This window comes from Oerskovia sp. NPDC060338, assembly GCF_042726295.1.
GTDB classification, from domain to species: domain Bacteria; phylum Actinomycetota; class Actinomycetes; order Actinomycetales; family Cellulomonadaceae; genus Oerskovia; species Oerskovia merdavium.
In genome coordinates this window covers 38,942-62,250 of record NZ_JBHXCQ010000019.1, presented here as the reverse complement: position 1 = coordinate 62,250, position 23,309 = coordinate 38,942, and the positions used below count along the sequence as shown (strand labels likewise).

Annotated in this window: 20 protein-coding genes and 1 riboswitch; of the genes, 10 read left to right on the top strand and 10 right to left on the bottom strand. The window is 71.5% G+C overall.

Annotation, left to right across the window (positions count from 1 at the left end):
• Window positions 1-20: 20 nt before the first annotated feature.
• Window positions 21-1,298: an MFS transporter gene (locus tag ACFWGN_RS20210; RefSeq protein ID WP_377619436.1), complete on the top strand. Its 1,278-nt coding sequence runs from the start codon at window positions 21-23 to the stop codon at window positions 1,296-1,298.
• Window positions 1,299-1,338: 40 nt separating this feature from the next.
• Here ACFWGN_RS20210 and ACFWGN_RS20205 read toward each other — a convergent pair whose 3' ends face one another.
• Window positions 1,339-2,448 (bottom strand): fatty acid desaturase family protein, encoded by a 1,110-nt coding sequence (locus ACFWGN_RS20205; RefSeq protein WP_377619435.1) that lies wholly within the window; start codon window positions 2,446-2,448, stop codon window positions 1,339-1,341.
• Window positions 2,449-2,597: 149 nt separating this feature from the next.
• Entirely contained in the window at window positions 2,598-2,846 is a 249-nt protein-coding gene (locus ACFWGN_RS20200; protein WP_225220090.1) for a DUF2530 domain-containing protein, read from the bottom strand.
• A gap of 590 nt (window positions 2,847-3,436) precedes the next feature.
• On the opposite strand from ACFWGN_RS20200, the gene ACFWGN_RS20195 reads away from it, so the two are divergent.
• The 5 genes from ACFWGN_RS20195 to ACFWGN_RS20175 all read left to right on the top strand — a co-directional run bounded on the left by ACFWGN_RS20195 (window position 3,437) and on the right by ACFWGN_RS20175 (window position 9,703).
• Window positions 3,437-4,954 (top strand): sugar transferase, encoded by a 1,518-nt coding sequence (locus ACFWGN_RS20195; RefSeq protein ID WP_377619433.1) that lies wholly within the window; start codon window positions 3,437-3,439, stop codon window positions 4,952-4,954.
• Between the two features lie 68 nt (window positions 4,955-5,022).
• Complete coding sequence (locus ACFWGN_RS20190) at window positions 5,023-6,492, top strand: NCS2 family permease (protein ID WP_377619431.1); 1,470 nt, start codon at window positions 5,023-5,025, stop codon at window positions 6,490-6,492.
• 16 nt (window positions 6,493-6,508) lie between these two features.
• Entirely contained in the window at window positions 6,509-7,792 is a 1,284-nt protein-coding gene (manA, locus tag ACFWGN_RS20185; RefSeq protein WP_377619429.1) for a mannose-6-phosphate isomerase, class I, read from the top strand.
• A gap of 103 nt (window positions 7,793-7,895) precedes the next feature.
• Window positions 7,896-8,363 carry a MarR family winged helix-turn-helix transcriptional regulator gene (locus tag ACFWGN_RS20180; RefSeq protein WP_377619427.1) on the top strand — a complete coding sequence of 156 codons (468 nt, stop codon included), beginning with the start codon at window positions 7,896-7,898 and terminating at the stop codon, window positions 8,361-8,363.
• Window positions 8,360-9,703, top strand: coding sequence for an MFS transporter (locus ACFWGN_RS20175; RefSeq protein ID WP_377619425.1), 1,344 nt, complete (start codon window positions 8,360-8,362; stop codon window positions 9,701-9,703). The genes ACFWGN_RS20180 and ACFWGN_RS20175 overlap by 4 nt, the downstream gene beginning before the upstream one ends.
• A 112-nt stretch (window positions 9,704-9,815) precedes the next feature.
• Here the strand turns inward: ACFWGN_RS20175 and serC are convergent, their stop codons facing one another.
• Entirely contained in the window at window positions 9,816-10,949 is a 1,134-nt protein-coding gene (gene serC / locus ACFWGN_RS20170) for a phosphoserine transaminase (protein WP_377619423.1), read from the bottom strand.
• A 132-nt stretch (window positions 10,950-11,081) separates the two neighbouring features.
• Here serC and ACFWGN_RS20165 point away from each other — a divergent pair, with 132 nt between their 5' ends.
• The 3 genes from ACFWGN_RS20165 to ACFWGN_RS20155 all read left to right on the top strand — a co-directional run bounded on the left by ACFWGN_RS20165 (window position 11,082) and on the right by ACFWGN_RS20155 (window position 14,252).
• Window positions 11,082-11,798: a metal-dependent transcriptional regulator gene (locus ACFWGN_RS20165; RefSeq protein ID WP_191800538.1), complete on the top strand. Its 717-nt coding sequence runs from the start codon at window positions 11,082-11,084 to the stop codon at window positions 11,796-11,798.
• 220 nt (window positions 11,799-12,018) lie between these two features.
• Window positions 12,019-12,208, top strand: a riboswitch (cyclic di-AMP (ydaO/yuaA leader).
• A gap of 149 nt (window positions 12,209-12,357) precedes the next feature.
• Window positions 12,358-12,996 carry a C40 family peptidase gene (locus ACFWGN_RS20160; protein ID WP_377619421.1) on the top strand — a complete coding sequence of 213 codons (639 nt, stop codon included), beginning with the start codon at window positions 12,358-12,360 and terminating at the stop codon, window positions 12,994-12,996.
• 311 nt (window positions 12,997-13,307) lie between these two features.
• On the top strand, window positions 13,308-14,252 hold the full coding sequence (locus ACFWGN_RS20155; protein WP_377619419.1) for a universal stress protein: 945 nt from the start codon (window positions 13,308-13,310) through the stop codon (window positions 14,250-14,252).
• A gap of 83 nt (window positions 14,253-14,335) precedes the next feature.
• On the opposite strand, the gene ACFWGN_RS20150 is transcribed toward ACFWGN_RS20155, so the two are convergent.
• The 5 genes from ACFWGN_RS20150 to ACFWGN_RS20130 form a co-directional block, all read right to left on the bottom strand.
• Window positions 14,336-14,776 carry an ABC transporter permease gene (locus ACFWGN_RS20150; protein ID WP_377619417.1) on the bottom strand — a complete coding sequence of 147 codons (441 nt, stop codon included), beginning with the start codon at window positions 14,774-14,776 and terminating at the stop codon, window positions 14,336-14,338.
• A 195-nt stretch (window positions 14,777-14,971) separates the two neighbouring features.
• The gene (locus ACFWGN_RS20145) at window positions 14,972-16,045 is read right to left on the bottom strand and encodes an ATP-binding cassette domain-containing protein (RefSeq protein WP_377619416.1); all 1,074 of its coding nucleotides are present in this window, start codon (window positions 16,043-16,045) and stop codon (window positions 14,972-14,974) included.
• Between the two features lie 157 nt (window positions 16,046-16,202).
• Entirely contained in the window at window positions 16,203-17,474 is a 1,272-nt protein-coding gene (locus ACFWGN_RS20140) for an aminotransferase class I/II-fold pyridoxal phosphate-dependent enzyme (RefSeq protein ID WP_377619415.1), read from the bottom strand.
• 10 nt (window positions 17,475-17,484) lie between these two features.
• On the bottom strand, window positions 17,485-18,861 hold the full coding sequence (locus ACFWGN_RS20135; RefSeq protein WP_377619413.1) for an aspartate aminotransferase family protein: 1,377 nt from the start codon (window positions 18,859-18,861) through the stop codon (window positions 17,485-17,487).
• Window positions 18,858-19,817 carry a dimethylarginine dimethylaminohydrolase family protein gene (locus ACFWGN_RS20130; protein ID WP_377619411.1) on the bottom strand — a complete coding sequence of 320 codons (960 nt, stop codon included), beginning with the start codon at window positions 19,815-19,817 and terminating at the stop codon, window positions 18,858-18,860. The genes ACFWGN_RS20135 and ACFWGN_RS20130 overlap by 4 nt, the downstream gene beginning before the upstream one ends.
• A 400-nt stretch (window positions 19,818-20,217) precedes the next feature.
• Here ACFWGN_RS20130 and ACFWGN_RS20125 point away from each other — a divergent pair, with 400 nt between their 5' ends.
• Window positions 20,218-21,210, top strand: a complete 993-nt coding sequence (locus ACFWGN_RS20125) for a PadR family transcriptional regulator (protein ID WP_377619409.1) — start codon at window positions 20,218-20,220, stop codon at window positions 21,208-21,210.
• 417 nt (window positions 21,211-21,627) lie between these two features.
• On the opposite strand, the gene ACFWGN_RS20120 is transcribed toward ACFWGN_RS20125, so the two are convergent.
• Complete coding sequence (locus ACFWGN_RS20120; RefSeq protein WP_377619408.1) at window positions 21,628-22,284, bottom strand: hypothetical protein; 657 nt, start codon at window positions 22,282-22,284, stop codon at window positions 21,628-21,630.
• The gene (locus ACFWGN_RS20115) at window positions 22,281-23,294 is read right to left on the bottom strand and encodes a hypothetical protein (RefSeq protein WP_377619407.1); all 1,014 of its coding nucleotides are present in this window, start codon (window positions 23,292-23,294) and stop codon (window positions 22,281-22,283) included. Before ACFWGN_RS20115 ends, ACFWGN_RS20120 begins: the two co-directional genes overlap by 4 nt.
• Window positions 23,295-23,309: the final 15 nt, after the last annotated feature.

Below are 23,309 nucleotides of genomic sequence, written 5' to 3'. Positions count from 1 at the left end.
AGCACCACGGACAGCACCGCATGAGCCGCGCGACGCCGTCGGACGACGCCCCCGCGAGCCCCGCGACGCCCTCGACCGACGGGCCCTCGGGCATCTTCGACCGCCGGCTCGTGGGCGGTGTGTACGTCCCCACGTTCGTGTTCGAGGCCGGGGTCAGCGCGATCGTGCCCGTGATCGCGCTGACCGCTCTCTCGATGGGCGCGGGGATCGCGCTCGCGGGGTTCGTCGTGGCGCTCCTGGGGATCGGGCAGATCGCTGGGGACGTGCCCGCGGGCGCGTTCGCGGCGAGGTTCGGCGACCGGCGGGCCATGATGACGGCCGCCGCGGCGTCGGTCGTGGGTCTGGTCGCGTGCGCGCTCGCGCCCAACCTGTGGGTCCTGGGCGCCGGGGTGTTCTGCGTCGGCGTGACCAACGCGGTCTTCATGCTCGCTCGGCAGGCCTACCTGACCGAGGTCACGCCCGTGCTCAAGCGTGCCCGCGCGCTCTCGACGCTCGCGGGCACCCACCGGATCGGGGCGTTCGTCGGCCCGTTCGCGGCGGCGGCCGTGCTCGCGGTGTGGGACCTGCAGGCTGCGTACTGGCTGGCCGTGGGGACGAGCCTGCTCGCGGGGCTCGTGACGCTCGTGGTGCCCGACGTCGCGGCCGGGTCCACCGAGCACCGCAGGACCGTGGCACCGGTGAGCTTCCGGACCGTCCTGGTCCAGAACCGGCGGGTGTTCGCGACGCTCGGGCTCGCGGTCGTCATGGTCGGCGCGACGCGTGCGGCGCGCCAGGTCGTGCTGCCCCTGTGGTCGGACCAGCTGGGGTTCAGCCCGGCGACGACGAGCGTGATCTTCGGGCTGTCCGGTGCGGTCGACATGCTGCTCTTCTACCCGGCCGGCAAGGTCATGGACCGGATGGGTCGGCTGTGGGTCGCGATCCCCTGCATGGTGGTCCTGGGCGGGGCGATCGTCGTGCTGCCGCTCACGAGCACGGTCGCCGGGGTGGCCGTCGTCGCGATGGTCATGGGGTTCGGCAACGGGATCGGTTCGGGGATCCTCATGACGCTCGGGGCCGACGTCGCCCCGCCGGACGTCCGCGCCCAGTTCCTCGGGATCTGGCGCCTCTTCCAGGACTCGGGGGCCGCGCTGGGCCCGCTCGTCGTCTCGGCAGGGGCTGCGCTCGGCAGCCTCGCGGGCGGGATCGTCGCGTCCGGGTCGATCGGGCTGCTCGGCGCGGTCGCGCTCGCGAGGTGGGTACCGCGATGGTCCGTGCACGCGAACCGGACCACACGCCGTCGGGCCGGGATCGAGACCTAGTCCCGATCACCGGCCCGTGGCGGTGCGTCCGGCGGTGTGCTCAGCGTGCCGAGCGGTACTGCGCCGTCAGGGGGCACTGGAACGGGTCGCGCGAGGCGATGCCCACCCGGTTGAGGTACGCGATGACGATCCGGTAGGAGTCGATCAGCGTCGTCTCGGTGTACTTGATGCCCTTGGCCTGGCAGAACTCGATGACCATGGGGCGGACCTTGCGCAGCGCGGGGCTCGGCATGCTGGGGAAGAGGTGGTGCTCGACCTGGAAGTTGAGGCCGCCCATGAAGACGTCGACGGCGCGGCCGCCGCGGATGTTGCGGCTCATCAGGACCTGGCGGCGCAGGAAGTCGATCTTGACGTCGGGCGCGATGACCGGCATGCCCTTGTGGTTGGGCGCGAACGAGGCGCCCATGAGAAAGCCGAACACGGCGAGCTCGACGCCGATGAACGCGAACGCGATGCCCACGGGCATGAGCAGGAAGACCGCTGCGACGAACCCGACCAGACGGATGGTGACGAACGTGATCTCGACCGCGCGACGCTTGACCGGCTCCTTGCCGAAGATCGTCTTGAGGCCGTTGACGTGCAGGTTGAGGCCCTCGAGGAGCAGGAGCGGGAAGAACCAGTAGCCCTGGTGCGACGCGAGCCACCCTCGGATCCCGGTCTTGGGCTTCTCGAGGGTCTCGGTCTCCCACACGAGGACGCCGTTGATCATGTCCGGGTCGGTACCCAGGACGTTGGGCTTCTGGTGGTGCTTGGAGTGCTTGTGCAGCCACCAGCCGTAGCTGAGCCCGCCGAAGAGGTTCGCGATGACCAGGCTCGCCCAGTCGTTCCACTGGCCCGAGCGGAAGATCTGGCGGTGCGCCGCGTCGTGGCCGAGGAACGCCATCTGCGTGAACAGCACGCCCAGCGCGCCCGCGATCGCGAGCTGCCACCACGAGTCGCCCAGGAGGACCATGCCCACGCCGCACGCGGCGAGCAGCGCCACGATGCCCGCGAACCGCGCCCAGTAGTAGGCGTAGCGGCGGCGCATGAGCCCGGTCTCCTGGACCATGCGCGTCAGCTCGGAGAAGTCGCTGACCTGTCGCTGCCGAGCCGACGGGGCCTTCGACTGAGGAGGGTCGAGGTCCAGTACCGCGCTGCTAGCCGTCATCATCGTCCGCTCGTGGATCGGGGGGCGGACGCAGAACAAGACGCCGCGTGATCGACTCTACGAACGGGGCAGGTGAAGAACTATGGGGCTGTCCCCCCTATCGGGAGGGCGGCGCGGGAAGCGGGCCGACGAAGGCCCCCGGCGAGTGCTGCTCACTCGGACGAGCGGTACTCCGCGCGGTTCCTGCGCTCCCACGCGAGCCCGACGACCCCGAGCAGGAGGCCGGCGCCGCACGTCGCGGGTGCCTCGTACGTCGCGTGGCCGAGCACGAGCAGGACGAGGGAGACGGCGAGGGCGATCGCCCAGAGGGACATCCCGACGAGAGCCACGTGGCGCAGGTCGACGCGGAGCGCCGGCGGGTTGGGGCGGCGCCGCTCCGGGTGGATCAGGAGGGAGATCATCGAGGGCACGCGACGAGTCTAGTGCCGGTCCCGTGCACGGGGGAGCGGGTGAAAAGACCGGGCGCGACGAGCCGACCAGAGCGGACATGCCGGCCGTCGCGGGTGTGCCCCGTTGCGTGCCGAGGGGGCTCAGGGCCTGCTGAATGCCCTCATTCCGGCACGATGCCCCTTTCACCCGGTGACCGGCGTCACAACACGGGAAGCGGCCCATCTCTCCTGTGTGAGACGAACGATGGACGAGGGTTCCGTCGGCGCCTCGACAGCCGCTAGTATCCGAAGGCTCGATGAACGCTCGGATCTGGACGCACGTCCAGGTTTCGGGGTGGCGCACCGCAGCGTCCCCCAGGAGATCACTTCGTCGGGACCTTTATTTGGACGGTCGTCCGACTCCCATTCTTGCTTCAGCCCCCACGGGTGCTCCCTGCCCGGAAGCGCTGAATCACAAGGCTGAGACCCGGGCGTCTGCAACCTTCTCACCCGGGTGAAAAGGCGTTCGCAGCATTCTTATTACCTGAGGGCGGCTCCTAGTATGAGTCGTTCCGCGCAGTCAAGAAGTCGGCTGCAGGACTTTATCGAGAGGTAGCCGGGCCATGGCCGGAAGCGTCATCCACGACACGCGTCGTGGACTCCGCCACATCTTCACCGCATCGCCTGCTGCTCCTCTCCGGGCGGCCCGTGCGTCGTTCGCCGAGGTCTCCTGGGACAGGTCGTACCGGATCCGCCTCGTGGCGACCGACACGCTCGCCATCATGGTCGGGGTCGTCGCCGCCTACTTCCTGCGCTGGGACAAGTTCATCAGCCAGCCGGTCCGTGAGGACGTCGGCGTCCCGTACCTGGTCCTGAGCGTGCTGATCGGCGTCGCCTGGGCAGGTTCGCTCGCGTTCTCCAAGACGCGGGACGTGCGGATCGTCGGCAGCGGGCCCACCGAGTACCAGCGGGTCTTCGACTCCTCGTGGCGGTTGTTCGCCGTCCTGGCGATCCTCGCCTTCCTCTTCCGCTTCCCGGAGGGGCGCGGCTACCTCGTCGTCGCGTTCCCCCTGGGGCTCGGGGGTCTCCTCCTGGGGCGCTACCTCTGGCGCCAGTGGCTCCACCGCAAGCGTGCCGCCGGCTCGCACCGGACCGCTGTCCTGGCGATCGGCCACCGCGACCAGGCCGAGCGGCTGATCCGCGACCTCAACGAGCGCGACAGCTCGGGCTACCGCGTCGTGGCGGTGTGCATCCCCAGCGGCCCTGTGCGTGACGGCGACTCGATCCTGGGCGTCCCGATCCTCGGGGACCTGCGGTCCGCGGGCCAGATCGCCGCACGGGTCGAGGCCGGGTGCGTCGCGGTGAGCGGCTCGGACGCCGTGACCGCAGACGTCGTGCGGCACCTGAGCTGGGAGCTCGAGCCCGTCGGGGTCGACCTCATGCTCACGACCGAGCTGGTCGACGTGGCCGGTCCGCGCATCACCATCACCCCCGCGGAGTCGGTGTCGCTCCTCCACGTCGACGCCCCGCGGTTCACAGGCCCCAAGTTCGTGTTCAAGTCGATCTCGGACTGGTTCGGCGCGGCGATCCTCACGGTGCTGCTCCTGCCCGTGCTGATCACGGTGGGTCTCGCGGTGTGGCTCACGAGCAAGGGCCCCGTCTTCTACTCGCAGCGGCGTGTGGGCCGCAACGGCGAGACCTTCTCGATGCTCAAGTTCCGCTCGATGCGCGCGGACGCGGAGCTCGACCTCACGGCGCTCGCGCAGGCGAACGAGGGGTCCGGGCTGCTGTTCAAGATCCGCGACGACCCGCGCGTGACCCCGGTGGGTCGTTTCATCCGCCGGTACTCGCTCGACGAGCTGCCCCAGATCTTCAACGTGCTGCGCGGGGACATGAGCCTCGTGGGCCCGCGCCCGCCCCTGCCGCGCGAGGTCAGCCAGTACGAGAAGAAGGTGCGTCGCCGCCTCCTGGTCAAGCCGGGCCTCACGGGCCTGTGGCAGGTGGGTGGCCGCTCGGACCTCTCCTGGGAGGAGAGCGTGCGCCTCGACGTGTACTACGTGGAGAACTGGACCATGTTCGGCGACTTCCTGATCCTGGCCCGCACGGCGCGTGCCGTGGTGTCGGGGCACGGGGCGTACTGAGCGTCGTTCACTAGCACGTAACGCCACCGATTCGGGGGCGCGACACGACATCTGGCACCATTCTCCCCATGACCACCACGACTGACGAGCGCGAAGCACCCCCGCGTTCCAGCGGCATCGACCGCTTCTTCAAGATCACCGAGCGCGGCTCGACCATCGGCGCGGAGATCCGTGGCGGTCTCGTCACGTTCTTCGCGATGTCCTACATCATCATCCTGAACCCGATCATCCTCTCGGGTGCGGACGGCACGGGCCGCTTCCTGGGCGGCGGCACCGACGGGCCGAACATGGCCATGATCGCGGCCACCACGGCGCTCGTCGCCGGGATCATGACCATCGCGATGGGCGTCTTCGCGAACTACCCCATGGCTCTGGCCGCAGGCCTCGGCCTCAACGCGGTCGTCGCGTTCACGATCGCCACGATCCCCGACGTCACGTGGGCCGACGCGATGGGCATCGTGGTCATCGAGGGCCTCATCATCCTCGTGCTCGTCCTCACGGGCTTCCGGGAGGCCGTGTTCCGCGCCGTCCCGGTCGAGCTCAAGACCGCGATCAGCGTCGGTATCGGCCTGTTCATCGCGCTCGTCGGCCTGGTCAACGCGGGCTTCGTCGCCTCGGGCGGCGGGACGCCGCTCCAGCTCGGTGCGACCGGGTCGCTCGCGGGCTGGCCCATCCTCGTCTTCGTGGTGGGCCTGGTCCTCATGATCGTCCTGTGGGTCCGCAAGGTCCGGGGCGCGATCCTCATCTCGATCCTCGCTGCGACGGTTCTCGCGGTGGTCATCCAGGCGATCGCGGGCGTCGGCACCAAGGGCGCCGGTGCGGCGAACGGCTGGAGCCTGAACGCCCCGGCCCTCGACGGCAGCCCGGTCTCCGTGCCGGACTTCGGCCTGCTCGGCCAGTTCTCGCTGCTGGGCTCGATCGAGAAGGTCGGCGTCGTCACGGTCGTGCTGCTCGTCTTCTCGCTGCTCCTCGCGGACTTCTTCGACACCATGGGCACCATGGTCGCCGTGGGGTCGGAGGGCGGCCTGCTCGACGAGACGGGCAACCCGCCCAAGTCGCGCGCGATCCTCGTCGTCGACTCGATCGCGGCCGCTGCCGGCGGCGCTGCGAGCGTCTCGTCCAACACGAGCTACGTGGAGTCGACGACCGGCGTGGGCGAGGGGGCTCGCACGGGCCTCTCGGCCGTCGTGACCGGTATCGCCTTCCTCCTGGCGACCTTCCTGTCGCCGCTCGTCGCCCTGGTCCCGAGCGAGGCGGCGGCGCCCGCCCTGGTCCTCGTCGGCTTCCTCATGATGACCCAGATCACGGGCATCAAGTGGAACAACGTCGAGGTCGCGATCCCCGCGTTCCTCACGATCGCGCTCATGCCGTTCACGTACTCGATCACGGCCGGGATCGGTGCGGGCTTCCTGGCGTTCGTGGTCATCAAGCTGGCGCTGGGCAAGGTCAAGGCGATCCACCCGCTCATGTGGGTGGCCGCGGCAGCGTTCGTCATCTACTTCACCCTCGACCCGATCAGCGACGCCCTGGGCGTCTGACGTACGCTCGCTGGCGATGACCTCGCCGATCCTGCACCTGACGCCCACGCTCCAGTCCTACGACTGGGGTTCGAGGAGTGCCCTGCACTCCCTGCTGGGGCTGGAGCAGGACGGAGGTCCCCTCGCCGAGATGTGGATGGGCGCACACCCGAAGGGCCCGTCGTCTGCTTCGGCCGACGGCGGGCCTTCGGCGTCCTTGGCGGACCTGATCCACTCCGACCCGGTCGCGATGCTCGGGCAGCGTGTGCTGGACGAGTACGGTCCCCGTCTGCCGTACCTGCTCAAGGTGCTCGCGGCGGACCGCGCGCTGTCGCTGCAGGTCCACCCGCAGCCGCACCGTGCGCGGGCCGGGTTCAACCGTGAGAACCGGGCGGGCATCCCCCGGGGGTCGGCGGAGCGCAGCTTCCACGACGACCAGCACAAGCCGGAGATGGTCGTCGCGATCAGCCGCTTCGAGGGGCTCTCGGGGTTCCGTCGACCGGCACGGGTGCTGGAGCTGCTCGACGGGCTCCGGGGGGACCTGGTCGCCCGGATGCGGGCAGCGCTCGCGGCGCGCCCTTCCGCGGCCGGGTTGCAGGAGGCGTTCACGCTCGCGCTGCACGCGAGGACCCTGCCCGACGTCGCAGCGGACCTGGCCGTGACCGTCGCCGACGTGGCTTCTCGTCTGGGCGCCGGCACCACGTCGCCGCGCGCCGACGCGACGGTGGTGGCTCTCGCGGAGCAGCACCCGGGGGATCCCGGGGCGATCGTGTCGATGATGCTCAACCGCGTCACGCTCGAACCGGGGGAGTCGATGTTCGTGCCGGCAGGGCACGTGCACGCGTACCTGTCGGGGTGCGCGGTCGAGGTCATGTCGAGCTCGGACAACGTGCTGCGCGCCGGACTCACCACCAAGCGGGTCGACGTCGAGGCGCTGCTGGCGTGCGTCGTGTACTCGCCGGGGCCCGCCGCGCGCCCACGGGTCCGGCCGCTCGGGACGGGGCGCGGGGCCGGACGTCGTGGCGCGCTCGCTGAGGGGGGCGGGCTGCTCGAGTACCGGGCGGCGATCCCGGAGTTCGCGCTCGTCATGGGTGAGCTGTCGGCCGACGACGGAGCCGTGACGGTGCGGGCCGAGGGCCCCCGGATCGTCCTCGTCCTCGATGGGCAGATCGAGACGCTTTGTCCTGCTGTCGGTAGCGACCGGTCGGGTGAATCTCTGCGGGCAGTGGTGCGTGCGGGAGAGTCGGTCTTCGTCCCGCACGCTGCAGGAATCCTGGCGTTGCGTGGGTCGGGCCTGACGGTCGTCGCCTACGTGCCCTGAGGTCGTCGTCCGCGACGCGCGCGCACTCTGTCGACGCATGGACGGTCCGTGATCTCGCTCACGATCCATTTCATTACTTAAGGTAATGAGTTAGGGTAAAGAGATGCCTGCTGCGGAACCGACCACGCCCTCGTCCCCCACGAAGGCGCAGTGTCGGCCCGCGACGCTCGGCGGCGACCTGCGTGTCGCCCTGACCCGCGTCTCGCGCGCACTGCGCTCGCAGCGCGGCGGCGCCGACCTCCCCGAGGGCCAGTTCGGGGTCCTGACCGTGCTCCACAAGCACGGCGGCATGACCCCCGGTGCGCTGGCCACGCACGAGCGCATCCGGCCGCCCTCCATGACGCGCACGGTCAACGCGCTCGTCGAGCTCGGCCTGGTCCACAAGGTCGAGCACCCCACTGACGGGCGCCAGGTCGTCGTCGCGCTGACCGACGCCGGCGTGCTCGAGGTCAAGGAGACCCGGCGCCGCCGCGACGCGTGGCTCACCCAGCAGCTGACCACCTTGACCCGCGAAGAAAGAGAGACCTTGGCCCGCGCCAGTGACCTGTTGACCCGGATCGCCGCACGATGAGCGCGACGTTCTCCTCCCTCAAGTACTACAACTACCGCCTGTGGTTCGGCTCCGCCCTCGTCGCGAACGTCGGGACCTGGATGCAGCGCATCGCCCAGGACTGGCTCGTCCTGACGGTGCTCACTGCGAACTCCGGCGTCGCCGTCGGTGTCATCACGGCCCTGCAGTTCGCGCCCGTCCTCGCGCTCTCCGCATGGGCGGGCGTCCTGGCGGACCGTCTGCCGCGCCGCAAGATGCTCATGGCCACGCAGGGCGCCTCGGGCCTCCTCGCGCTCGGGCTCGGCGCCCTGGTGCTCTCGGGGCACGTCGAGCTGTGGCACGTCTACGGGTTCGCGCTCGCGCTCGGGTGCGTGTCCGCGCTCGACGGCCCTGTGCGTCAGACCTTCGTCGCCGAGATGGTGCCGAGCGACAAGCTCTCGAACGCCGTCGGCCTCAACAGCGCGTCGTTCAACGCGGCCCGTCTGATCGGCCCCGGCGTCGCGGGCCTGCTGATCGCCGCGGTGGGCACGGGCTGGGTGTTCATCATCAACGGCATCAGCTTCGGCGCGACCATCTTCGCGCTGTCCCGCATGCGCACGCGCGAGATGCACAAGCTGCCCAGCGCGTCGCGCGAGAAGGGGCAGATCCGCGAGGGCATCCGCTACGTGCGGGGGCGCTCCGACATCATCGTCATCATGGTGGTGCTGAGCGTCGTGTCGACGTTCGGGCTCAACTTCCAGCTCACGTCGGCCATGATGGCGCGCGTCGAGTTCGGCATGGGCGCGGGCGAGTACGGGATGCTCGGGTCGATCCTCGCGATCGGCTCGCTGACCGGCGCGCTCATGGCAGCACGCCGCGAACGGCCGCGCGTGCGGCTCGTGATCGGGTCGGCGTTCGGCTTCGCGGTCGCCACGGGGGTCATGGCGCTCATGCCGAGCTACACGACGTTCGCGCTCGCGTGCATCCCCGTCGGCTTCGCGTCGCTGACCATGATGACGGCGGCCAACACGACCATCCAGATGACGACCGATCCCGTGATGCGCGGGCGCGTCATGTCCCTGTACATGATCGTGTTCCTCGGGGCGACGCCCGTCGGCGCGCCGATCGTCGGCTGGATCGCGGAGGCCTACGGGCCTCGCTGGGCGATCGGGATCGGCTCCATCACGGCGCTGCTGGTCTCGGTGGGGGCGGCGATCTGGGCCATGCGGAACTGGAAGTTCACGGTCAGCTACCGTGTGACGCAGCGCCCGCACCTCCTGGTGACCTACCCCGTGGGCGGTGCGGCCCGGCGTGCGAGCCGCAGCGACACGCGCGGGCAGCTGGGCCTCGACGACGCGCAGGACGTGGCCGAGGCGGCCTGACCTCGCTCGGCCGCAGGCCGAGCGGACGCGTCGAGCAGACGCGCCGAGCGGGCGCACACGCAGAAGCGGCCCGCCCCGGGAGCCCGGGGCGGGCCGCTTCGTGTCTCAGGTCTCAGGCCAGCGCGTCGACCACGAAGTCGATGCTCTGCGTGAGCAGCTCGACGTCCGTGGGCTCGATCGCGGGGAACATCCCGATGCGCAGCTGGTTGCGGCCCAGCTTGCGGTACGGGAACACGTCGAGGATGCCGTTGGCACGCAGCGCCGCGATGACCTGGGTCGCGTCGATCGACTCGTCCAGGTCGATGGTCCCGACGACGGTGGACCGGTCCTCGGGGCGCGTCACGAACGGCGTGGCCCACTCGCGCGACTCGGCCCACGCGTAGAGCGTGCGTGCCGAGGTCGCCGAGCGGGCGCTCGACCACGCGAGGCCGCCCTGCTCGTTGAGCCAGTCGACCTGCTCGGCGAACGTCACGAGCGTCGAGACCGACGGCGTGTTGAGCGTCTGGTCCTGGCGCGAGTTCGTCAGTGCGGCCTGGAGCGAGAGGAACTCGGGGACCCACCGGTCGCCGGACTCGATCTCCTCGAGGCGCGCGACGGCGTCGGGCGACAGGATCGCGACCCAGAGCCCGCCGTCGGACCCGAAGACCTTCTGCGGCGCGAAGTAGTAGACGTCGGTCTCGGCGAGGTCGACCGGGAGGGCGCCCGCGCCCGACGTCGCGTCCACGAGGGTCAGCGCACCCTGCTCGCGCGACCCCTGGACGCGGCGCACGGGGGCCATGGCCCCCGTCGAGGTCTCGTTGTGGGGCCAGGCGTAGACGTCGACGCCGTCCGCGAGCTGCGGAACCGCGACCGACCCCGGGGGAGCGGTGATGACCTGCGAGGGCTCGAGGAACGGTGCGCGCGTGGTCGCTGTCGCGAACTTGGCGCCGAACTCGCCGAACGCGGCGTGCTGGGCGCGCTCGCGCACCAGGCACAGCGTCGCGACGTCCCAGAATGCCGACGAGCCGCCGTTGCCGAGCACGACCTCGTACCCCTCGGGGGCGTCGAACAGGTCCGTGAGGCCCGAGCGGATCCGGCGGACCAGGGACTTGACCGGCGCCTGGCGGTGGGACGTGCCGAGCACGGACGTGCCGGCCTCGACGAGCGCGCGCACCTGTGCGTCGCGGACCTTGGAGGGGCCGCAGCCGAAGCGGCCGTCGCTGGGCAGCAGGTGCGGGGGGACGGTGATCTGGGTGGGCTCAGGCACAGGGCAACGATAGTCCGGCCTGGCGCGAACACCGTCGGGCGTCCACAATGTCGGTGGCTCGGACCTAAACTAGGGTCAGCGGCCCGCCGGTGCGGCAGGTGCCCCCAAGCCCTCAAGCGACAGGAGCGCGACGTGACCGACCTGATCGACACCACCGAGATGTATCTGAAGACCATCTACGAGCTCGACGAGGAGGGCATCGTCCCCCTGCGTGCGCGCATCGCAGAGCGACTCGGACACTCGGGACCCACCGTCTCCCAGACGGTGGCCCGCATGGAGCGGGACGGTCTCGTCGTCGTGACGGGGGACCGTCACCTCGAGCTCACCCCGGACGGCCACTCCAAGGCCCAGCGCGTCATGCGCAAGCACCGCCTCGCGGAGCGCCTGCTGACGGACGTCATCAAGCTCGACTGGGAGTTCGTGCACGTCGAGGCCTGCCGGTGGGAGCACGTCATGAGCGAGCTCGTCGAGAAGCGCCTCATCGGCCTGCTCGACCACCCGCACTACGACCCGTACGGCAACCCCATCCCGGGGCTCTCGGAGCTGGGTGAGGACATCCAGGAGATCGAGTACCTCGACGGCGTGGTCTCCCTGCCCGCGTACGTGGCCGCCGCGGACCGTGCGGGGCGCGAGCCCGGCGGGCTGCGCGTCGTCGTGCAGCGCATCGCGGAGCCGCTCCAGACGGACACGGACCTGCTGGCCCGCATCGCGGCCGCGGGCATCCTGCCGCGTCAGGAGGTCACGGTCACGCCGGAGGCGGGGTCGTTCACGGTGTCCGCGGAAGGCGCGGAGACGGTCCTCGACCTGCCCGACGACGTCGCTCGCCACATCTTCGTCACCGCGCCCTGAGCGCAGCGCACGCCGCGTCCTACCACCGCCCCGCACTCCCGTCGTGGGGTGCGGGGCGGGGTGCGTCCGGGCCGTTCGCGGGGTGCCCGGGGCAACGATCCTGTGGTGGTTCGTCCTGCTATACCAGGCTTTTCCAGGGCGTCGTGACGGGAACGTGACATTCACCCGGAGGTCGTGTACGTTCGGTTCTGCTTCACGGATGAATCGTCCGTCGAGGCCCTCACGCGGAACGCCGAACCCTGTCACCGCGAGAGGAGCACCACGACCCGATGACAGGGACGGGGGACCCAAATTCGGGTACCGGAAACGGTGCCCTTGGGGTGAAGCCAGACGGACCTCGGTCCTGACGGCCGGGTGATTCTCCCACCCGAACCCGACAGCTGACCTCGCAGGCGTCCAGGAGAGGTATCCAGTGAACGCAGTCACGACCGGCGCACGCCACCGTGCAGCGCGACGCCCGCTTTCCACACTTGCTTCGGCGGCGACGGCTTCCTCCGTCGGCCGCCGCACCGCTGTCGTCGCTGCCTCGTCGGGACTGATCGTCTCGATGCTCGGCGCGATGCCCGCCACCGCTGCGCCCGTCGACCACGACACGGCCAAGCTCAACACCGTCGACCTGAACGCACTCACGACGCAGGCCCGCGCCGCGCTCGAGTCCGCTCCGTCCGTCACGGTCGCCGCTGAGGCCGGCTTCACGATCGAGAGCGCGGCCGTCGCCGTGACCCCCGCTCCTGAGCCCGAGCCCGAGCCGGTCGTCGAGCGTGCCACGCAGGCCACCTCGCGTTCCGCGGCCCGCACCGCGACCACCTCTGCCACGACCTCCACGACCGAGAAGGCGGCTTCGGTCTCCGTCCCGGCCTCGGCCAACGGCAGCGCGATCGTCTCGATCGCCAGCCGCTACGTGGGCGTCCCGTACGTCTACGGGGGCACCACCCCGGACGGCTTCGACTGCTCCGGCTTCACGAGCTACGTCTTCGCACAGGTCGGCATCACGCTGCCTCGCCAGTCGAGCGCCCAGGGCAACGTCGGCACCAAGGTGTCGCGCGCCGACGCCCAGCCCGGCGACCTGATCTGGACCCCCGGCCACATCTCGATCTACGCCGGTGACAACATGCAGATCGACGCGCCGCGCCCCGGCAAGACGATCCAGTTCCGTCAGATCTGGCAGTCGAACCCCACGTTCATCCGCGTCGCCTGAGAACCCGCAAGGTCCTCTGAGCGGCTCGCTCGCACAGAACCCCGTCGCCCCGCCTCGTGCGGGACGGCGGGGTTCTGTCGTCGGCCCCGGTGGTCAGCACCGGCGGAGTGCTGCGAGGCCCCTCCTGCGCCAGGAGGCGACCGTCTCGGGAGCTGTTCCGGCGCCGGGGACACGGAGGAGGGCGGGCATCAGGGGTGCTGACACCGCGATGACGCACGACAGGAACGAACCCTGTGCCTCGGTGGACTTTGCCTGTTCTTTCGATAGGTTTGTCTCAGGATGGTGCTTCGCCATCGGGAGGAGATGAAACCATGACTCGTGCAGAGATCGTGCTCGTCGGGGTCGACGGTTCGGCGCCCAGCCTGCACGCCCTGGACTGGGCTGCTGCGTACGCGCGACAGGTCGGCTGGCCCCTGCACGTCGTGTGTTCGTACTCGCTCCCGTCGTTCACCGCGGCCTCGCTCGACGGCGGCTACGCGGCCCTGGACGACACCGCGATCCAGGAGGGCGCCAAGGCCGTCCTGGCCGAGGCCACCCAGCGTGCCGAGGCGGCGGGCGTCAGGACGACCGCCGCGATAGCGACCGGTGACGCAGCAGGCGTCCTGGTCGAGCTCTCCAAGGACTACGGCCTCGTGGTCGTCGGGACACGGGGCCGTGGTGGGTTCACCGAGCGTCTGCTCGGCACCGTCTCGTCGGCGCTGCCTGCGCACTCGCGGTGCCCCACGGTCGTCGTCCCGCTCAAGTCGGGCGGGGACGACGGTGACCTCCCGGCGATCCAGCCGCTCAAGCGGATCGTGGTCGGCGTCGACGGCTCGCCGTCCGCGGACATCGCGCTGCGGCACGCCATCAGGCAGGCCAGGGCGTGGGACGCCGAGCTCGTCGCGGTCGCCGGGGTGCCCGTGGGGGCCGGTGCGGGGCTGCTCGCGTGGCTGCCGGCCTCGATCGACCACCAGCAGGTCCTCGACGACATCACCGAGGGCCTCAACGTCATCGTGGACCGGCACGAGGCCGAGAACCCCGACGTCCCCATCAAGCGGATCGTCCTCGACGGCACGGGCGCCGAGCTCCTCACGGAGTTCTCGACGGCCTCGGACCTCGTCGTGGTCGGGTCGCGCGGGCGCGGAGGGTTCACGGGCCTGCTCCTGGGATCGACGAGCCAGGCCGTCCTGCACCACTCGGCCTGCCCGGTCATGGTCGTGACCAAGCGCTGCGAGGACGAGAAGCCCCCCGCGGCGAAGGACGCGACGACGGACTGAGGTCGCCCGCCCCCATGAGCACGCTCGAGCGGGCGTGACCCTCGAGGTCACGCCCGCTCTGACGTGCCGACGGTCTGGCGGGATCAGTTGCGGGTGCGGTACAGGTGCATCGTGATCGGCGCGAAGACGGCCGTGAGCAGTACCGAGGCCAGCAGCACCCAGCCGATCTGGTCGAACGTCGCGGTGCCCGCCATGAGTGCGCGGACCGCAGTCGCGAGGTGGCTCACGGGGTTGATCTCGGCCCAGGCGCGCAGCGCGGAGGGCATGGTGTCCGGGTTGACGAAGATGTTCGACGCGAAGGTCAACGGCATGAGGACCAGCATCGAGACGCCCATGACCGCGTTGGGGGTGCGCATCACGAGCCCCAGGATCGTGAAGATCCAGCTGATCGCGAACGCGAAGACCAGCAGCAGGGCCACGGCCAGCAGGACGCCGACCACCCCGCCGGCGGGCCGGAACCCGATCGCGAGTCCCAGACCCACCGTGATGGCCGACGCGATCGTGTACCTGACCGTGTCTCCCATGAGCGCGCCGACGATCGGGGCGGGACGCCAGATCGGCAATGACCGGGACGTGCTTGATCTTGAGAAGTGCCCGCCACGCGAACGTCAGGGTGTTGGCGAGCGGCGAGGGTCGGGTCGGGTGCTGGTCGATCGCGATGGCCTCGCGCAGGGTCTGTGCCTCCGGGGTGGTGATCACCTCGGTCTGGGTCGCGGCCATCAGGCCACCTCCTCAGCGTCGTTCGCCGTGTCGCGGTCGTTCGCCGTGCCGCGGTCGTTCGCCGTGCCGCGGTCGTTCCTGATGCCGCTGCCGTTCGCAGGGTCGTCCTGGTCCTCCTCGTCGACCGGCTGGCCCGTGAGTGCCAGGAACACCTCGTCGAGGCTCGGCTGCCCGAGCGTGAACTCCGGTACCCCGATGCCCGCGTCCGCGAGTGCGGGCAGGAGCTGTGCTGCCAGGTCCGCGCCGTCGTCGGGCACGCGCGCCGAGAACGCGTACGGGTCCGGCGCGAGCACGACCTCCGCGCGCAGCACGCGCTCGACGATCTCCGCGGCCCGGAGCCGGTCGCCCGAGTCCGCGAGCCGCAGGCTCACCGACCCCTCGCCGACCGAGCGCTTGAGCTCGGTCGCGGTGCCCTCGGCGATGACCTTGCCGTGGTCGATCACGGCGATGCGGTCCGCGAGCTGGTCGGCCTCCTCGAGGTACTGGGTCGTGAGCAGCACGGTCGCGCCGTCGGCCACGAGCACGCGCACGATGTCCCACACCTGGTTGCGGCTGCGCGGGTCGAGCCCCGTGGTCGGTTCGTCGAGGAACAGCACCCGCGGGCTCATGACGAGGCTCGCCGCGAGGTCGATGCGGCGGCGCATGCCGCCCGAGTACGTCTTGACGGGCCGGTTCGCGGCCTCGGCGATGCCGAACGCCTCCATGAGGTCCATGCCCCGGCGCCTGGCTGCGGGCTTCGAGAACCCGTAGAGGCGCGCGATGACGATGAGGTTCTCCGCGCCGGTCAGGTCCTCGTCGACCGACGCGTACTGGCCCGTGAGGCCCACGAGCGAGCGGACGGCGTCGGGCTGGGCCAGGACGTCGTGCCCCAGGACGTGGGCCGTGCCTGCGTCGGGGCGCAGGAGGGTCGTGAGCATGCGGACGGCCGTGGTCTTGCCCGCGCCGTTGGGACCGAGGACCCCGTAGACCGTGCCGGTCGGTACGGCGAGGTCGATCCCGTCGACGGCCCGGGTCTCCTTGAAGTGCTTGACGAGGCCATGGGCCTCGATCGCGAGATCTGGTGCGCTGGTCATACGTGCTCCCTGTGTCGTGGGTGGTGCACGGGTCTGTCCAGGGTCGACCTGCGGCGGCGCGAGAACTCATCGGTGCCGCTCGGCCGAGATCTCCATCATGCGACGACGGGCGGCCCCGGACCAGGGGTCCGGGGCCGCCCGTCGGGTGCGGTGCAGGTCAGGCGTCCGCTGCGGCCTTCTCCGCCGCGGCGAGCAGGACGCACGTCGCGACGCCGTCGATCGCGACGCGGACCTCGTCGAGCGGGGGCAGCGTCGGGGCCAGACGGATGTTGGCGTCCTGCGGGTCCTTGCCGTACGGGAACGTGGCACCCGCGGGTGTCAGGGCGATGCCCGCCTCCTTGGCGAGCTGGACCACGCGCGCCGCGGTGCCCGGCACGACGTCGAGCGACACGAAGTACCCGCCGAGCGGCGCGGTCCAGGACGCGACGCCGTCCGTGCCGAGGCGCTCGCGCAGGATCGTGTCGACCGCCTCGAACTTGGGTGCGATCACGTCGCGATGCTTGCGCATGTGGGCGCGCACGCCCTCCGCGTCGCCGAAGAACTCGGCGTGCCGGAGCTGGTTGACCTTGTCCGGGCCGATCGACTGGGCTGCGAGGTGCTTCTTGTACCAGGAGATGTTGGCCGGAGAAGAGCCCAGGAACGCGACCCCCGCACCGGGGAACGTGATCTTGGAGGTCGAGGCGTAGAGCAGCACACGGTCCGGGTTGCCGGCCTCTGCGGCCAGGGCCAGCGCGGGCGCGGACTCGGTCTCGACGTCCGTGAGGTGGTGCACCGCGTACGCGTTGTCCCACATGATGCGGAAGTCGGGGGCTGCGGCCGGCATCGAGACGAGACGCTGGGCGACCTCGCGCGAGACGACCGAGCCGTCCGGGTTCGCGTAGGTGGGCACGACCCACATGCCCTTGATGCTCGGGTCGTCCGCGACGAGCGCGGCGACGGCCTCGGCGTCGGGACCGTCGGGCGTCATGGGGACGGTCACCATCTCGATGCCGAACGCCTCGCACAGCGTGAAGTGGCGGTCGTAGCCCGGGACCGGGCACACGAACCGGACCTTCTCCTCGCGCGACCAGGGGCGCTCGGAGCCGGGCAGGCTGAACAGCATCGCGAACGCGAGCGTGTCGTGCATGAGCGTGAGGCTCGCGTTGCCGCCCGCGAGGAGCTGGTCGACGGGGACGTCGAGCAGCTCGGCGAAGATGCGGCGGATCTGCGGCAGGCCGTCGAGCCCGCCGTAGTTGCGCACGTCGGTGCCGTCGGCGTCGGTGACCGTTCCTGCGCCCGGCAGTGCCAGGAGGGCGTCGGAGAGGTCGAGCTGCTCGGCGGAGGGCTTGCCGCGCGTCAGGTCGAGCTTCAGGCCGAGGGACTGCAGGTCAGCGTAGGCCTGCTGCCACTCGGCGAGGCGGGTGGAGGTGTCAGAGGCAGGAGTGGTCACCCTCCGGACTCTACCGATCTGCGGCGAGCTGCGTCAGGGCGTCACGCAGAGCGGCCATCCCGAGGTCGAGGTCTGGACGTTCGATCACGAGCGGGGGCGCCAGCCGGATGGTCGAGCCGTGCGTGTCCTTGGCCAGGACGCCGCGCGCGAGCAGGGCTTCGCACAGGTCGCGGCCCGTCCCGCGGGCCGGGTCGAGGTCGATCCCGGCCCACAGCCCCACGCCCCGCACTCCGGTCAGCAGCCCCTCGTCGACGAGGCCCGCGAGGCGTTCGTGCAGGTGCTCGCCCAGGTCGCGGGTGCGGGCCTGGAGCTCGCCCGTCTCGAGGAGCCCGACGACCGCGAGGCCGACGGCGCACGCGAGCGGGTTGCCGCCGAACGTCGACCCGTGCGTCCCGGGCGTCAGCACGTCGAGGATCTCGTGCCTCCCGACGACCGCCGAGACCGGTACGACGCCGCCGCCCAGGGCCTTGCCGAGCGTCACGAGGTCCGGCTTCACGTCCCACAGCTCGCACGCGAGCGTGGTCCCGGTCCTGCCCAGGCCGGACTGGATCTCGTCCGCGATCAGCAGGACGTCTCGCTCGTCGCACACGCGGCGCAGCGCGGGCCAGTAGTCGTCCGGGGGCACGACGACGCCCGACTCTCCCTGGATCGGCTCCATGAGGACGGCGACCGTGGTCTCGTCGATCGCGTCCGCGACGGCGCGCGCGTCGCCGTACGGCACGAGGCGGAAACCAGGTGTGAACGGGTCGTACCCGTCGCGCGCGTCGGGGTCGTCGGAGAACGACACGATGGTCGTGGTCCGTCCGTGGAAGTTCCCGTGCCCGACGACGATGCTCGCCCGCCCGGCCGGCACGCCCTTGACCTCGTAGCCCCACTTGCGGGCGATCTTGATCGCGGTCTCGACGGCCTCGGCGCCCGTGTTCATGGGCACCATCACGGCGCTGCCGCCGTCGCCGGGACGGCCCCCGTCACCTGCTCGCCCGGCCGACGTGCCCGGGGCGGCGCCCTGGACGAGCGGCCCGACCAGGCGCGTGAGCCGGTCCGCGAACGGGTGCAGCAGGTCGTGGTCGAACGCGCGCGACGTGAGCGTGACGCGCCCGAGCTGCTCGGTCGCGGCAGCGATCAGCCCGGGGTGGCGGTGCCCGAAGTTCAGGGCCGAGTACCCCGCGAGCAGGTCGAGGTAGCGGCGGCCCGCGACGTCGGTGACCCAGGCGCCGTCGCCCGTCGCGATCGTCACGGGCAACGGGTGGTAGTTGTGCGCGAGCGAGTCGTGGCGTCGGCTTCCGGTGCCCGACGGCGCTGCTCCCGTCGTGCGGGCCGGTGCGGCGTCGGCGGTGGTGCCCGGGCTGGGTGCGGGGGCGGGGACCGCCTGGCTCTGGGCGCTCACGGCCGGATCTCCAGGGTGCAGCACTTGGACCCGCCGCCACCGCGCAGCAGCTCCGATGTGTCGACCCCGATGGTCTCGTAGCCCCGCTCGGCCAGCGCCGCGGCGAAGCGGGTCGCCGCCGGGGTGTGGATCACGTGCAGCCCGTCGCTCACGGCGTTGAGGCCCAGGACCAGCGCGTCGTCCTCGGTCGCGTGATGGGCGTCGGGGTAGCGCTCGGCCAGGAGCTCCTGGGACGCGGGGGAGAAGGCCGGCGGGTAGTAGGCGACGTCGACCGGCGCCTCGGCGCGAGCACGCGTGAGGTGCGCCGCGTCGCGCGAGGGAGCCGCGCCGTCGGGCAGGGGGGAGAGGAGAGGTGGCGGCGTGCCGTCCGGCACGACGCGCGCAGTGCCCGCGCCGCTGCTGCCCTCGCTGCCGCGCAGGACCACGAGCGCGGTGTCGAGGTGGTAGAAGCGCGGGTCGACGAGCTCGAGCGTGAGGACCTCGCGGCCCCACAGGTCGGCCGCCTCCTGGTGGGCGCTGACCTCGGTGCGGAATCCCGTCCCGGCCAGGACGACGTCGCCCGCGACGAGCAGGTCTCCCTCGCCCTCGTTGACGTGGTCGGCCGAGTGGGTCACGTAGCCGCGGTCCGCGAACCATTTGAGGTACGCGGGCCCCTCGGGGGCGCGTTCGGGGTGCCGGAAGAGCGCCGAGTAGACCAGGCCGTCGACGACGGTCGCGCCGTTGGCCGCGTAGACCATGTCGGGCAGGCCGGGTTCCGGCTCGATGAGGTCGACCTGGTGCCCGAGGTCGAGGTACACGTCGCGCAGGCGCTCCCACTGGGAGACGGCGAGCGCGGTGTCGACGGGGCGGGCGCGGTCCATCCAGGGGTTGATCTCGTAGCTGACCGTGAAGTACGTGGGGCGGCACATCAGGAAGTACCGCGGGGTCTGCGTGGGACCCGGGGTGCTGGTCGTCATCTGCGCCTCTGTCGTGGTCTCGGTGGGCGTGGGACGTGCGACGGTGCGGGGTGTGCGTCGTTGCACGGTGACTGCTGCGGTCCCGGGTCGCGAGCCGGTCCGGGGCCTTCAGGTCACTGTACGACCTGGACGGTGTCTTGGGTGGTCGGCCGGCGGCCGGCAGCTGTCTCGACACTCGATCGAGATCAGGGGTTGACTATCGATACGTCAGCGATATATCTTTAACTCATCGACGCAGAGGGTGCGGAACAGCGCACCGCGTCGAGGACCCGGATGTCAGGCCGAGGGCCCGTCGCAGAACCGACGAGAACCCGCCGGCACCCGCCACCCGAGCCCAGCGCTCGGGCCGCCCCGCAGAGGGGCTCCACAGACAGAACAGACTCATCACAGGAGACACCACATGCGTACCCCCCACCAGCACCCAGAATCTTCCCGTCCGCCCCGCGACCGTTCCGGCCGCGCAGGCGCATTCGACTCCTTCGAGGGCCGACCCCGTCGCCGACGCGACGACTTCCCCGAGTCCGGAGATGGCTTCGGCCCGGACTTCGGCGCCGACTTCGGCGGGCCCCGCGGTCGCCGTGGCGGCCGACCCGACGGCTCCGGCCGCGGTGAGCCCGGTCGCGGACCCGAGGGGTCGGGCCGACCGGGGCGTGGCCCCGACGGCCACCACGGTCACCCGGGTCACCACGACCATCACGAGCACGGCGGATCCGACGAGCGCTTCGACGACCGGTTCGAAGGACGCGGGCCCCGCGGGCACCGTGGCGGACCCGGTGGTGGCCCTCGCGGGCACCGCGGCCCTGGCGGCCGTGGCCCCGGCGGTCGTGCCGGGCGCGGTGACATCCGCGCCGCGGTCCTGCTCCTCCTGACCGAGGCGCCCATGCACGGGTACCAGATCATCCAGGAGATCGGCGAGCGCACCTCGGGTGCGTGGCGTCCGAGCCCCGGCGCGATCTACCCGGCACTGAGCCTGCTCGAGGACGAGGGCCTCGTGACCATCACGGCCGAGGGCGGGCGCAAGCTCGCGAGCCTCACCGACGACGGTCGCACCTACGTCACCGAGCACGCCGACGAGCTCGGCTCTCCCTGGCAGGACGCGGCCGACGGCGGCGTCCGCCCGGCGCGGCAGCTCCGAGGTTCGCTCCAGCAGGTCGCCGAGGCGCTCCGGCAGGTCGCCCGGTCGGGCTCGGACGAGCAGGTGGCCCAGGCCGTCGCGCTCCTCGAGCGCACGCGCCGCGAGCTCTACCTGATCCTCGCGGGACCGTCGGAGACGCCGGTCGCCGCAGCGACGGGTTCGGGGGCTCCGTCCGACGCCGACCCCACGATCGCCGACGCGGCCGAGGACGGCAGCCCGGAGCCCACCGACGGCACCGAGGACGCGCCGCAGGCGTGAAGCTCGGCAGGTCGTGACCGTCGCCGAGCATGCGCTTGGCGTCAGGAACCCGCTGGTTCCGAACGACGACCGCATGGTCGACGAACGACGACCGCATGGTCGACGAACGACGACCGCATGGTCGGCTCGGCGACGAGCCGATGACCGACCGGTGACCCACCGGTCACCCAGGCCCCTGGGGGCGTGCAGGCATGATGCCGGCGCGGACCCCAGGGGCCGTTCGTCGTGCACGGCAGCGGGGCCACGCCCGCCGCCGAGCATGCGCTTGGCGTCAGGAATCGGCTGGTTCCGCGCGACGACCGCATGCTCGACGAACGACGACCGCATGGTCGGCAGGGGGGCACACGGCTCTCGGCGCCGGCCGAGGGGCGACGGGGCCGAGAGCCGACGGGGCCGAGGGGCGACGGGGTGCCGGCGTCAGAGCCCGCGCGCGACGATCCGGTCCAGACGGCGCAGCGACAGCCGGATCATGAGGTCCAGCACGCGCGCGGCGAGCGGGGCGGTCACGGCCCGAGGCAGAGGGCCCGCGAGGTACACGTCCTCCCACCACGTCACGGCGCAGCGCGCGACGGGCTCGCGCGGGGTCGCCGCGGGCAGGTGATGGGCCGCGAGCGGCACGACGACGATCCCCGCCTCCCCGAGCAGCGCGGGCCCGAGCTTCAGGTACGTCGCGTGCCCGGCCCGGCCGTCAGGGCCAGGCGGCTCCCACGCCGTGATCCGCATGCGGTCGGGGAAGCCCGGGGCGCCCTGCGGTGCGAACGGTCCGGAGACCATGGTGAACTCGGCGCCCACCCCTGGTCTCCAGGCCGTCGCCGGGAGCGGGGAACCGTCCGGGCCGTGGAAGGTCCCGCGGCTCAGCGGGACCCAGCGCGGGTGGGTGCGTACGTCCGCGACCAGGGCGAAGGCCCGCTCGGCACTGAGGGGCAGGACGTGCGTGAGCTCGACGCGCCCCGGCCCGGCTGCGGTGCGGCCAGGGCTCGGGCCGTCGCTCGTGCCCGGTCCTGCGGACGGCCCGTCCGAGGTGCTCCCGTCGTCCGCGTCGGCCTGCCCGCTCCGATCGCCCGCTGCCGTCACGAAGACTTCTTGGACCGGCGCCAGCGCACCGACCGGATGCCGCGCGGCGCACCGTCGGTGCCGGCCTCGCCACGGCGGGCTGCCGCCCGTTCGGCCGCCTCGTCGACGACTCCCGGCCCGGTGCCGGGCACGGGGGCGTCGACCAGGCTGAGCCGGTCGGCAGGTGCGGGGACGAGCAGAGGGGGAGCGGCGCCGTCGGGCACCTCGATGACCTCCAGGACAGGCCGGAACGCCGGGGGCGGCGGGCCGAAAGCCCGCCGGGACTGGCTGATCACGGTCTTGCCGAGGGCCCGCGCGCCCGCGACGCCCACGACCGCGCCCACACCGAACGGCACGAGCCGCCCGATCGCGAGGCCGCCGTGCTTGACCATCTGTGTTCGCATGAACTTGTTCGTCAGGGCCTTGTTGACCTGCTTGAGCGTGCTCGACGGCATGCTCGTCATGAGCACCTTGCCCCACGCGAGCGCCGACCCGCCCGACGCCTTCTCGACCGCCTGGGACCCCTTGTCCCCGAGGACCGAGGCCATGAGGAGGGCGCGGCGGCGCGCTGCGTCGTCGACCTCGAAGCCGTACACGTCCGCGACCGCGAGCGAGAACGCGGCCGACGACCCGAAGAACGTCGCGACGTCGCTCGCGGTCAGCGCGATGCCCACACCCGTCCCGACGGCCGGGAACGCCGCGGCGGCACCCACCGCGCCGCCCGCGGTCCCGATGACCATGAGGTACTCGCGCTCGAGGATCCCGATGATCTGCGCGGGCGACGAGTGCGGGTTGCGGCGGCGCAGGCCGTCCACGTGCGCGTGGATGACCGACGACGGGATGGTGACGGCCTTGTCCAGGGCCGCGTCGAGCAGCGGCGTGCTGCGCAGGTCGCCCCAGTCCTCGGTGGGCTGGCCCTCGGGCGCGTCCTGGACCGCGGTCAGGTGCCCGTACTGCGGCTCCGGCCGGACGCTGTCCGACGTTCCCCAGACGGCCACCTGGGACTCGGTGTCCTTCTTCTTGCGACCCATCGGACGACTCCCTCC